Raw genomic sequence first — 12,217 nt, 5'->3', positions numbered from 1 at the left:
GTCGAAGGCGGGCACGAATGGGGCGGTTTCGATCGGTTTATTGCGAACATCTAAGATCGAATCAAACGATTTCGTACGGACAATACGAACTTTTTGGTTAACCTGTGGCGGCCTAAATGCGCTACAAATCGCTAAGCGCCAGACATGTCGAATGCGCTGTTACCCAAAGAGGATGAAGAGATGGATGTAATGAACCGCTCCACCAAGATCGTCGCCACCATCGGTCCGGCATCGAGCACGCCGGAAGTGCTCTCGCGCATGATCGCCGCCGGCGTCGATGTCGTTCGCCTGAATTTCTCGCACGGCAAGGCGCAGGACCACATCGAGCGCGCCGAGATGGTGCGCGCGGCCGCCAAGGCGGCTGGCCGCGAAGTGGCCATCATGGCCGACCTCCAGGGTCCGAAGATTCGCGTCGGCAAGTTCGAGAACGGCAAGGCCACGCTCGAGGCGGGCGCGAAGTTCATCCTGGACGCCGCCTGCGAAGTCGGTAACGAAGAGCGCGTCGGGCTCGACTACAAGGAACTGCCACGCGACGTGCGCACGGGCGACGTGCTGCTGCTCAACGACGGCCTGATCGTGCTGATCGTCGATCGCGTGCTCGGCAGCGAGATCCATACGACCGTGAAGGTCGGTGGCGATCTGTCGAACAACAAGGGTATCAACCGCCAGGGCGGTGGGCTGACGGCACCGGCGCTCACGGCCAAGGACATGGAAGACATCAAGACCGCGATGGCGCTGGGCGCCGATTATGTCGCGGTCTCCTTCCCGAAGAACGCCACCGACATGGAAATGGCGCGCCGTCTGGCCAACGTGGCCGGCGAGCCTTACGGCATCAAGCCGCTGATGATCGCCAAGATCGAGCGCGCAGAAGCCATTCCGGCGCTCGAAGAGATTCTGGCGGCGTCGGACTGCATCATGGTTGCACGGGGCGATCTGGCCATCGAAGTGGGCAACGCCGCGGTGCCGGGGCTGCAGAAGCGCATGATCAAGCTTGCGCGCGAGATGAACAAGACCACCATCACGGCCACGCAGATGATGGAGTCGATGATCCACAACCCGGTGCCGACCCGCGCCGAAGTCTCGGACGTCGCCAACGCCGTGCTCGATGGTACCGACGCCGTGATGCTCTCGGCCGAGAGCGCCGCGGGCAAGTATCCGGTCGAAACCATCGAGACGATGGCGGCGATCTGCGTCGAAGCCGAGCGCTCGGAGATGGTGGAACTCGATCGCGACTGGCTCGATCAGACTTTTACGCGCATCGACCAAACGATTGCGGCCGGCGCCTTGTTTACCGCGTATCATCTTGGCGCGAAAGCCATCGTGGCGCTCACCGAATCGGGCGCGACCGCGTTGTGGCTGTCTCGCCACAAGATCCATGTGCCGATTTTTGCGCTGACGTCACAGCTCGGCAGCCATCGCAAGCTGGCGCTGTACCGCAACGTCTACGCGATGCGTGCCGACGCCACGCTCGACCGCGATCACGCGCTCAAGCAGGCCGAGCAACTGCTGCTCTCGCGCGGCGTGGTCAAGCGCGGCGACACGATCGTGTTGACCGTGGGCGAGCCGATGGGACAACCCGGTGGTACCAATACGTTGAAAATCGTCCAGGTGGGCCAAGCATGACGAAGGGGGCCGCGCGAGTGCGGCAAGGCGCAAACGCCACGCCGCCCGCGAGCCGTCGTCATGAGGGGCACTTCTGGATCGAGGAAAGATTTGCTTAGTTTTGTGATTCCAAGGAGAACATCATGCCCCTAGTCTCTATGCGACAGCTGCTCGACCATGCCGCCGAAAACGGCTACGGTCTGCCGGCCTTCAACGTCAACAATCTGGAGCAGGTTTCCGCCATCATGGCCGCCGCCGACGAAGTCGGTGCGCCGGTCATCATGCAGGCCTCCGCCGGTGCTCGCAAGTACGCCGGCGAAGCGTTCCTGCGTCACCTGATCTCGGCCGCCGTGGAAGCGTATCCGCACATCCCGGTGGTGATGCACCAGGATCACGGCCAGTCGCCGGCCGTGTGTATGGCCGCGATCAAGAGCGGCTTCTCGAGCGTGATGATGGACGGCTCGCTCGAAGCCGACGGCAAATCGGTTGCCAGCTACGAGTACAACGTCGAAGTGTCGAAGAAGGTGGTCGAGTTCTCGCACTACATCGGCGTGACGGTGGAAGCCGAGCTGGGCGTGCTGGGTTCGCTCGAAACGATGAAGGGCGACAAGGAAGACGGCCACGGCGCCGACGGCACGATGACCCGCGAGCAACTGCTGACCGACCCCGATCAGGCCGCCGACTTCGTGAACCAGACGCAATGCGACGCGTTGGCCATCGCCATCGGCACCTCGCACGGCGCCTACAAGTTCAGTCGCAAGCCGACGGGCGACATTCTCGCCATCGACCGCATCAAGGAAATCCACCGCCGCATTCCGAACACCCACCTCGTGATGCACGGCTCGTCGTCGGTGCCGCAGGAACTGCTCGCCGAGATCCGTGAATTCGGCGGCGACATGAAGGAAACGTACGGCGTGCCGGTCGAAGAGATCGTCGAAGGCATCAAGCACGGTGTGCGCAAGATCAACATCGATACCGACATCCGTTTGGCGATGACCGGCGCGATCCGTCGCTATCTGTTCGAAAACCCGAGCAAGTTCGACCCGCGCGACTACCTCAAGCCGGCTCGCGAAGCCGCCAAGCTGGTGTGCAAGGCGCGCTATCTGTCGTTCGGTTGCGAAGGTCAGGCCGGCAAGATCAAGCCGGTCGCGCTCGAGAAGATGGCCGAGAAGTACAAGAGCGGCGATCTCTCGCAGATCGTGAAGTAAGCACCTGTATCACGGCCATGCCGGGGTTCTCCCGCATGGCTTGCTGCCCGGCCGGGGCGGCGTGGCGCCGACGAGGCAATCCGCTCGAAGGCACACGACGCTCAGGTCGCAGGCCCGGCTTTGGCCAGCACACGCTGGAACAGAAGCCGGGCTTTTTCTTTTGGCATCTGCAATTGAAACTTGCCGCCCAACTCCGAGCGGATCGTGGCGGTCAGCATTTCCACGCCGTCGACGATCAGCGTCATCGGTTCGTTCATATGCTGACGCGAGAAATCACGCATCCGTGCGGTGGCGCTGTCGCGCAGGCTCATCGTGACGACGACCTCGATATCGGCGGGGGCGACGCCGTCTTGCGCCGGGAACTGCAAACCCAACTGTTCGATATCGCGCGCGGCAAACAGGGCGAAACGCGCAATGCCGTCGTCGTTTTCCGGCGTGGCGATCGCCACCAGCCTGGGTAGCGTGGGCCGCTCGGTGGTGTCGGCGGTGGCCGTCGTGCTCGACGTTCCGGATGCCGCGCGCGCCCCACTGGCCCGATGGGCGGGCGCGTGCGCATGGGCCCCGGCAGACGGCGGCGCGGCCGCGTGCGGCGCCGCCGTCTGCGCCCGCACGGGCAGGCTCGCCAGCGCCAGCACGGCGGCGAGGGTTGCGACGCATTGCCCTGCACGGGTTGGCCAGACAACTCCGGGTGTCGATGTGATCGTCATGGCAGCGCCTTGGTTCAGGTGAACGCTTTCATTCTAGGCAACATCCGGCGCGCAGGCAGGCGGGGAAGGCGCCCGCATTGCGACGGTGCAAAACGACAGCGATACGCCGATTCCTGAAGTCCGGTGTGACATCGCGTGGCAGTCTCCGGTGCCCCCCGCCAATCCGCCCATGCCAATGATGGGCCAGCCGGAGATATCGATGCCATTGAATCGCCTTCCCAAGACCGTCGCCTGGTGCCTGGGGCTATCCAGTTCCGAGGAGGCGTCTCGGCCGCCGTCGCGGCGTTCGTCCATGGCGAGGACGATGACCTCCGCCGCGAATCGGGCAGCGTCCTCGCGCGCGCCGCAACGCGGCGCCGATGTGACCGGCGAGGTCCATGCCGCCACACCTGATCCGGTACCCGGGCCGTCGGTGCGCACGACATCCATGCGATCGATGGCCGCCGACTGGCAGGCTCGCCTGACGCCAACGGTTGACACGCCCGCGCCGATCGCGCTCTGGGAGGCGGATGACCCGGCGCCCGAGTGGGCGAGCGGGGAAGGGGCGGACCCGTGGGTCGAGGCCTATGGCGTGAATACGTCGACGCTCATCCGTGTGGACGGCAAATGTACGCGCTTCGGCCTGATCGAATTGGGCGGGCATCAATTCATCGTGGGTCCGACCGCGACGCCGGCAGAGGCCTCGGTGCTCACCCGCATGCTCAAGACCCATCCGCAGATCGGCGCGATCTTCTGCGTCGAGCCGGGCGCCATGCAGCTTCGTGACGCGCCGATCGACACGACGAGTGCCCCGGGTTACCACGAGCGCCCGATCGACGGATACATCCTGAGCGTGATGCACGGCGCGCGAGGCGCACGCGGGTCTGCTGCGCCGCAAGCGTCGCCCGTCGGCCTCGACGGCGGACTGTCGCATGTGCAGTTCATGGAGTTCACGGGCATGGAGCGATTCGACGCACAGATTCCCCGCGAGGTGCTATGGCGTGCCGGTCGGGGCGTGGCAACGTTCATGCGAGAGAACCCAGGCAAGATCGCGCTCGTGTGCTCGGAGCGTGGCATTGCGCGTCCAAGCGCCGTGGCGGCCAGCGCGGCGTTGCAACTCCGGTGCGGAGACGCGCACGTGCGTAACAATCTGGCCGCACAAGTGATCGCGCAGCGTTCGGAGGCGAGCGACCATCATATAAACGTCGCCTCGCGCAGCTTCGATCTCATGGCGGAATTTGCCCGATTGCTCGATATGCTGCGCAGCCCGGGGCGAGGGGAGCCGCGCTGGGAGCGCAAAGTGCATCTGCTTCGGCAGCGACTGCCGGAACTGACCGCCGCGCGCGGTGCGACCATCGACTGGCAGACCGACGCCGGGCGTCGCCGTGCAGCCGATATTCTGGAAGCGAACTTCGACCGCGTCGTCCCGCTGCTTGCCTCGGGCGGCTTGCCGGCCGGCACGGCGCTGCTCTGGCTGCGAGACGAAATCCATGCCCTGAGCGGTGTGCGATTCCTGAGCCCTAGCTATGTCGACGGGCACATCGACCGGATCTCTCAAGACGATATCGACCCGGACAGCCCGGACGCCGTGCGCCTGGTGTCGTTCGACGATTACGGGCTGACGTGCGACAACAAGTATTACGAAGCCTCGTCGGTGGCCGGCTGGTATCGGGCATGCCTGCGTCAAGACGGCTATTTGACGAACCCGATCTCGCGGGTGCCGGTGGTCGCGTTGCTGATCCATGAGGCGGAAAAAGCGCGGCTGGAACTTCGGTTCCGCCACCCGCAGGGGTAAGGAGGAGCGCGTCGGGGGGAGCCGGCGCGGGGCATTGAAGCGAGGGTGAAGGGGCCCGGCGCCACGCCGGACCCACATCTTCGTGAAACGCCGCCCGACGCGCGTATAATTACGCCTTTGCCCTTCCTGATATCGGGTCCCGCCGTGACTACCCCCGCTCCGAACGCCCTGTACGAATCCTCCCTCAAGAGCCTGCCGCTGCTCTCGCGCGGCAAAGTGCGCGACAACTACGCCGTCGGCGACGACAAGCTGCTGATCGTGACGACGGACCGCCTCTCGGCGTTCGACGTGATCATGGGCGAGCCGATTCCGGGCAAGGGCCGCGTGCTCAACCAGATGGCCAACTTCTGGTTCGACAAGCTCGCGCATGTCGTGCCGAATCACCTGACGGGCGTGGCGCCGGAGTCGGTCGTTTCAAGCGACGAAGCCGCTCAGGTCGCCGGCCGTGCGGTCGTGGTCAAGCGCCTCAAGCCGATCCTCGTGGAAGCGGTGGTGCGCGGCTATCTGGCCGGCAGTGGCTGGAAGGACTATCAGGCAACGGGCGCAGTGTGCGGCGTAACGCTGCCCGCCGGTCTGCAAAATGCGCAGCAACTGCCCGAGCCGATCTTCACCCCGGCGGCCAAGGCCGAGCTGGGCGAGCACGACGAGAACATCAGCTTCGACGAGATGGTGAGTCGTATCGGTCGTGAACTGGCCGAGCAGATTCGCGAGATCTCGATTCGTCTGTACAAGGAAGCGGCGGCCTATGCGGCCACGCGCGGCATCATCATCGCCGACACGAAGTTCGAATTCGGTCTGGACGACGAGGGCAAGCTGCACTTGATGGACGAAGCGCTGACGGCCGATTCGTCGCGCTTCTGGCCGGCCGATTCCTACGTCGTGGGCAGCAACCCGCCGTCGTTCGACAAGCAATTCGTGCGCGACTGGCTCGAGACGCAGACGTGGGGCAAGACCCCGCCCGCCCCGAAGCTGCCCGACGAAGTGGTCGAGAAAACGGCCGCCAAATACCGCGAGGCGCTCGAGCGCCTGACCGGCCAGCAACTGGCCTGAGCGGGACGTTGACGACATGAGCGAGAAACAAACCGTGGCCCCGCGCGTTGGCGTGGTAATGGGGTCCAACTCGGACTGGGAAGTGATGAAGAACGCGGCCGCCGTGCTGGCCGAGTTCGGTGTGCCCTATGAGGCACAGGTCGTCTCCGCGCACCGTATGCCGGACGACATGTTCCGCTACGCCGAAGCCGCGCGCGAGCGCGGACTCGTCGCGATCATCGCGGGCGCGGGCGGTGCCGCGCATCTTCCGGGCATGATCGCTGCCAAGACGTCCGTGCCGGTGCTGGGTGTGCCGGTGCCGAGCAAGTATCTGCGCGGCGAAGATTCGCTGCTCTCGATCGTGCAGATGCCCAAGGGCGTGCCCGTCGCCACGTTCGCCATTGGTGAGGCGGGCGCGGCCAACGCGGCATTGTTTGCGGTTGCGATGTTGGCGGCCGACGACAAGACGCTCGCCGGCAAGCTCGACGCGTTCCGTGCGAAGCAGACCGAAGTGGCGCGCGGCATGACCCTGCCCGCGCTGTAAAAGAACAACACGTCCCTGCGACTGTCAGCGCCTCAACCAAGATGAATTCTGCCTCTGCTGCGCCCGTTCTTCCCGGCCAATGGCTGGGTATGCTGGGCGGTGGCCAACTCGGCCGCATGTTCTGTTTTGCCGCCCAGTCGATGGGCTACAAGGTCTGCGTGCTGGACCCGGACCCGCGCTGTCCCGCCGGTGCCGTGGCCGATCGCCTGATCGTGGCCGATTATCGCGATGAGACGGCGCTCGCCGAACTGGCGTCGCTGTGCCCGGCCGTGTCGACCGAGTTCGAAAACGTGCCGGCGCAGTCGCTCGACTTCCTCGCCGCGTCCACGACCGTGAGCCCCGCCGGGCGCTGTGTCGCGATCGCGCAGGACCGGGTGGCGGAAAAGCGCTTCATCGAAAGCTGCGGCGTGCCCGTGGCCCCGCATCTGGTCATCGAATCGAACGAGGCGCTCGCGGCCATCGGCGATGCGGCCATCGAACGTGTGCTGCCGGGCATTTTGAAGACGGCGCGTCTGGGCTATGACGGCAAGGGCCAGGTGCGCGTGAGTACGGTTGCCGAGGCCCGCGACGCTTATACGGCGCTCGGCGGCGTGCCCTGCGTGCTGGAGAAGCGACTCGCGCTGGCCTTCGAGGTGTCGGTGCTAAGCGCCCGTGGTGCGGACGGCGCGGTCGCGACCTATCCGCTCGCCCAGAACGTGCACATCGACGGCATTCTCGCGACCACGACGGTGCCTGCGCCCGACGCCGCGCCGGCGCTGGCCGATGCCGCACGCGCCGCGGCCGCCAGGATCGCGGCGCAAATGGATTACGTCGGCGTGCTGTGCGTCGAGTTCTTCATTCTCAAGGACGGCTCGCTCGTCGCCAACGAAATGGCGCCGCGTCCGCACAACAGCGGTCATTACACAATCGACGCCTGTGCGGCCAGCCAGTTCGAGCAGCAGGTGCGTGCGATGGCCGGGCTGCCGCTCGGCGAGACGCGTCAGCACTCGCCCGCAGTGATGCTCAACGTGCTTGGCGACGTCTGGTTCGAAGGCGAGGCCAAGGATCGGCCGCGCCCGCCCGCGTGGGCGGACGTGGTGGCGCTGCCCTCGGCACGCCTGCATCTGTATGGCAAGGAAGACGCCCGTGTCGGTCGCAAGATGGGCCACATCACGTTTGCCGGCGCGTCGCTGGACGAAGCGCGCAAAGCGTGCGTGACGGCGGCGGCAAGCCTCGACATCCCGCTGGAAGACTGAGCGATGACGTCGCCTCAAGCGCCGCACATCGTCATGCCACCCGCAGACGCGATCACGAAGGCCGCCGAGCAACTGGCGGCCGGTGAGCTGGTCGCGTTCCCAACGGAAACGGTCTACGGTCTTGGCGGCGACGCGGAGAACCCGACGGCCATCGCGGCCATCTATGCCGCGAAAGGCCGCCCGGCGAATCATCCGGTCATCGTGCACATCGCCCCAGAGGGGGACCCCGGCTACTGGAGCGACGATGTCACGCCGGCCGCCCGCAAGCTGATGGATGCCTTCTGGCCCGGCCCGCTCACATTGATTCTCAAGCGCGCGCCGCATATCCCCGATGCCGTCTCCGGCGGGCAGGATTCGGTGGGGCTGCGTTGCCCGTCGCATCCCGTGGCGCAGGCACTGCTGCGCGAGTTTGCCCGGATCAAGGGCGGAAGCGGGGGACAAGGCGGTGTGGCTGCCCCTTCGGCCAATCGTTTCGGACAAGTCAGTCCGACGGCGGCGCAGCACGTGCGCGATGAGTTCGCCGGACTGCCGGGCGTGACCATCCACGTGCTCGACGGCGGCGAGGCCGCCGTGGGGATCGAGTCGACGATCGTGGATCTGTCGCGCGGCTTCCCCGCGTTGCTGCGCCCCGGACATATCACGCCCGAGCAGATTGCCGAGGTGCTCGGCGAGATGCCGCGTCTGCCAGGGCAGGACACCGACGCGCCGCGGGCCTCGGGCACGCTCAAGGCGCATTACGCACCGCGCACACCGTTGTACCTGTGCGATGCCGATCAATTCGCGCCCGCGCTGGCGATGCGTCCCGGGGGCGAGCGCGTGGCGGTGGCGGCCTTCGCATCAACGCTTGCCAAGCTGCCCGCCGACGCGTCGGCGTCGGCCGATATCGTGAAGGTCGTGCTACCGGCCACGCCCGCCGCGCTCGCGACCGACCTTTACGCGATGCTGCGCCGGCTCGACCGCGCCAATGTCACGCATATCCTGTTCGAGCGTCTGCCGGACACCCCGGCATGGGCGGCGGTCGGTGACCGCCTGGGCCGCGCAGCAGCGGCATTCGAGCGCGCATAACGCGCAGTGGCGGGCTGGCGAGGCGATCGCGCCTCGTCAACGATCAAGGCGTGTGGCGCGACGCCCCAACGTCCCCAACATTTCCCATATTTCCCGATAATCCGCCGGCCGATGGCGTGACCGTCTGTCCTGCCGCGACTTGTGCCGCCTGCCACGCGCGTCGCCACTCGGGCGGCCCGAACAGCGCCATTGCCTTGTTGCGCCAACCCGGCATCGTGAGCGCGTCGCGCGCCATCGCCTGCCATTCGTGAAATGTCAGCGTGATCGGATTGTGCGTGCGGATCGGATCGACGATGCCGAATTCGCACGGCTCGGCCTCGCTTTCTTCCACGTAAGACCCGAACATCCGATCCCAGACGACCAGTACCCCGGCATAGTTGCGATCGATATAGCGCGGATTGCGCGCGTGATGGGCACGGTGAATCGACGGCGTATTCAGCACGTATTCCAGCCAGCCCAGTTTCGGAATCGCCTGGGTGTGTACGAAGAACTGGAACGCGAGGTTGAGCAGGACCACGCCGACGATCTGTATCGGTGTGAAGCCGATAAGCGCCATCGGCGTCCAGAACAGCCACATGCCCGCGACCGGATACATCAGGCTTTGCCGAAAGGCCGTCGACAGGTTGAGCCGCTCCGACGAGTGGTGCACGACATGTGCCGCCCACAGCCAGCGGATTCGGTGACTGGCGCGATGAAACACGTAGTAGAGAAAGTCCTGCACGACGAAGAGCAGCGCGAAGCCGAGCCATCCGCCCGGCATCGTATAGAGGCGGTGATGGTCGTAGAGCCACGCGTAAAACGGCACGATGAGCAGCCAGGCCAGTTTGTCCGCGCCCTGGTGCATGAGCGCGAGCGTGGCGTTGCTGACCGTGTCCTTCAGGCTGTACATGCCGGGGCGGCGGCGCCGCCAGTACCAGGCTTCGATGCCGATGCACAGCACGAACACCGGCGCGAGCGCCAGCAGGATCAACTCGACGTTCATGACCTCGCGTCTCCTCACGATGGGGTCATCGGAACCGGTGCCCCGGCGTCTTGGCGACGGTGGCACCGATGGAACGTCTATTCTGACGCGAATGGCACGCGACAGCGCGGCGGTTAGAGGGAAACGTCAAATGTGCTCAGGCGAGTCGCCTTTTCAGACGGTGCGCCGCTTCCCCATCAAGGCGCGTTCTCATACACCCACGAAATGAGCGCGTCGTTGAACCCGCGGGCCTGGCTCGCCCGCGGATCGTTCACGAGCGAGACCACCACGTAGATGTTGCCGGAGCGCGAGCCGACATAGCCGGCCACGGCCCCCACATCGTCGAGCGTGCCGGTCTTGATGTGCGCGTTGCCGGCGACGTCGCGATTCATCAGCCGATTGCGCATGGTGCCGTCGACGCCGACCGTCGGCATCGATTCGATGAGCACCTGGGCGGTCGGACTGTTGATGCCGTGTTGCAGCAGACTGGCCAACTCGGTCGCGCTGATACGTTCGATGCGCGACAGACCCGAGCCGTTCTCCACCACGAGCCCCGGCATGGCGAGATCATTTTTGTCGAGCCAGCGGTTCAATACGTCGCGCGAGCGCGTCAGGCTGGCCGGCGTGCGGTTGTTGTCGGCGGCGAGACCCAGCGTCAGAAACAGTTGCCGGGCCATCACGTTATTGCTGAACTTGTTCATGTCGTGCACGACTTCGGCGAGCGTTTGGCCGCGATGCGTGACGAGCAGGTGAGCGCCCGGCGGCACGACGCCCGTACGCACATTGCCGTTGAACTGTCCGCCCGAGGCTTGCCACAGCGCGCGGAAGCCTCCCAGGAAGAATTGATCGCGATCGGGGGCGGCCACGTTCCAGCCCTTGTCCTCGCACGAGGCCGGATACGTGCCCGAGAAGTGCGCGACGTAACTGCCGTCGGCCATCGCGTTCAGCGTGGGGTGAATGCGGGCGAGCCAGTCGCCGCAGTGGCCGGAGCCGGTCGACGACAGGTTGTTTGCCACTTGCAGGTTCGCCAGCGGCGGCAGCACGCCGACCTCGACGGTGCCGTTCGGATTGCCGGTGAAGCTGAACGAAACCGCCTTGAACGAGTACAGCAGGGGATCCGGTGCGACGTTGTACGGCCGGTCGTCACCGCCATCGATGGCACCGGTGTCGCCGATGTCTGCGCTGTAGGCGGAGCGGTCGAGCACGATGTCGCCGTTGATGTTCGTCACCCCGGCGTGGTGCAACTCGGCGACGAACTTCTCCATCTCCTCGGGCACGAGCTTCGGGTCGCCCGAGCCCTTGAAATACAGATTGCCGTTGAGCGTGCGGCCGTCGGATGTGCCGTCGGTGAAGGCTTGCGTGCGCCAGCGATAGTCGGGGCCGAGCGTGTCGAGCGCCGCAATCGTCGTGACGAGCTTCATCGTCGAGGCCGGGTTGCGCGGCACGTTGGCATTGACGGCAAGCAGCGGCGGCCCGATGCGGCCCCGCGTTTGCAGCGGGTTGTCGACCTTCGCGACGATCACGCTCACATGGGCGGCGGGGACCTTGCTGGCTGCGAGCGCGCGCGCCAATTCGGGCGGCAGCGGCGTGGCGCGCGCGGCGCTTGCCGGTACCCTGGGCATCTTCGCGTGCTTGAGCGGCTTCGCCTCGACCGGGCTGCTCACGACCATCGCGAGTGCCAGCGCCGCGCAACACGCGCGAGCGACGTTGCTCATGACGCGGCCCGATGGCGGCGAGTGAAGGGGGCTGCGCAGTGAGCCCGAAAGGTCGGGGGAGCGAGAGGCGCTGCGAAGCAGGCGAGGAACGCGCATGACGGGCGAGGGTCTCCAGTGTTGCGCGCAGCGAAACCGTACGGCCTGAATGCACGACGGGCACAGGCAAGGCGATGCGGACGCGGCGGCGAAGCGATAAGCGGGTTGCGGGGCCGCGACGTGCGTCTGCCATGCGCGGCCCATGCGTGCCATTGTAAGGCGGTCATGCAACGAACTGTCGCTACAATGGGTCGAATTCCGGCGAGTGTCACGTCAAGGCAACATCAAGCAAGCGCAAACAACGTTGCGTCGGCCGCCAGTGACACGCCCGGAGAGGGTCT

Annotated in this window: 10 protein-coding genes; 7 read left to right on the top strand and 3 right to left on the bottom strand. The window is 65.8% G+C overall.

Annotated elements, in window-relative coordinates; translation table 11 throughout:
• Positions 1 to 189: 189 nt before the first annotated feature.
• Positions 190 to 1,623, top strand: a complete 1,434-nt coding sequence (gene pyk, locus BGP02_RS06755) for a pyruvate kinase (protein ID WP_150563483.1) — start codon at positions 190 to 192, stop codon at positions 1,621 to 1,623.
• A gap of 122 nt (positions 1,624 to 1,745) precedes the next feature.
• A complete protein-coding gene (gene fba / locus BGP02_RS06750; RefSeq protein WP_026131529.1) occupies positions 1,746 to 2,810 on the top strand; it encodes a class II fructose-bisphosphate aldolase in 1,065 nt (354 codons plus the stop codon).
• 101 nt (positions 2,811 to 2,911) lie between these two features.
• On the opposite strand, the gene BGP02_RS06745 is transcribed toward fba, so the two are convergent.
• Positions 2,912 to 3,517 (bottom strand): hypothetical protein, encoded by a 606-nt coding sequence (locus BGP02_RS06745; protein WP_286798239.1) that lies wholly within the window; start codon positions 3,515 to 3,517, stop codon positions 2,912 to 2,914.
• Positions 3,518 to 3,821: 304 nt separating this feature from the next.
• On the opposite strand from BGP02_RS06745, the gene BGP02_RS06740 reads away from it, so the two are divergent.
• The 5 genes from BGP02_RS06740 (at position 3,822) to BGP02_RS06720 (ending at position 9,164) form a co-directional block, all read left to right on the top strand.
• Entirely contained in the window at positions 3,822 to 5,291 is a 1,470-nt protein-coding gene (locus BGP02_RS06740) for a hypothetical protein (protein WP_286798238.1), read from the top strand.
• Positions 5,292 to 5,435: 144 nt separating this feature from the next.
• On the top strand, positions 5,436 to 6,341 hold the full coding sequence (locus BGP02_RS06735) for a phosphoribosylaminoimidazolesuccinocarboxamide synthase (protein ID WP_017231847.1): 906 nt from the start codon (positions 5,436 to 5,438) through the stop codon (positions 6,339 to 6,341).
• A gap of 16 nt (positions 6,342 to 6,357) precedes the next feature.
• Positions 6,358 to 6,864, top strand: coding sequence for a 5-(carboxyamino)imidazole ribonucleotide mutase (gene purE, locus BGP02_RS06730; RefSeq protein ID WP_026131577.1), 507 nt, complete (start codon positions 6,358 to 6,360; stop codon positions 6,862 to 6,864).
• Positions 6,865 to 6,905: 41 nt separating this feature from the next.
• Positions 6,906 to 8,099 carry a 5-(carboxyamino)imidazole ribonucleotide synthase gene (locus BGP02_RS06725; protein ID WP_026131576.1) on the top strand — a complete coding sequence of 398 codons (1,194 nt, stop codon included), beginning with the start codon at positions 6,906 to 6,908 and terminating at the stop codon, positions 8,097 to 8,099.
• 3 nt (positions 8,100 to 8,102) lie between these two features.
• A complete protein-coding gene (locus tag BGP02_RS06720; protein WP_017231844.1) occupies positions 8,103 to 9,164 on the top strand; it encodes an L-threonylcarbamoyladenylate synthase in 1,062 nt (353 codons plus the stop codon).
• A gap of 43 nt (positions 9,165 to 9,207) precedes the next feature.
• On the opposite strand, the gene BGP02_RS06715 is transcribed toward BGP02_RS06720, so the two are convergent.
• Both BGP02_RS06715 and dacB read right to left on the bottom strand, forming a co-directional pair.
• Complete coding sequence (locus BGP02_RS06715) at positions 9,208 to 10,146, bottom strand: sterol desaturase family protein (RefSeq protein WP_268566743.1); 939 nt, start codon at positions 10,144 to 10,146, stop codon at positions 9,208 to 9,210.
• A gap of 176 nt (positions 10,147 to 10,322) precedes the next feature.
• Positions 10,323 to 11,840 carry a D-alanyl-D-alanine carboxypeptidase/D-alanyl-D-alanine endopeptidase gene (gene dacB / locus BGP02_RS06710; protein WP_261938146.1) on the bottom strand — a complete coding sequence of 506 codons (1,518 nt, stop codon included), beginning with the start codon at positions 11,838 to 11,840 and terminating at the stop codon, positions 10,323 to 10,325.
• Between the last annotated feature and the right edge of the window lie 377 nt (positions 11,841 to 12,217).

The organism is Pandoraea sp. 64-18, from assembly GCF_001899225.1.
In the GTDB taxonomy this organism is placed as follows: domain Bacteria; phylum Pseudomonadota; class Gammaproteobacteria; order Burkholderiales; family Burkholderiaceae; genus Pandoraea; species Pandoraea cepalis.
Note: the sequence above shows the minus strand (reverse complement) of the source record. Positions and strands in the feature narration are given on the sequence as shown.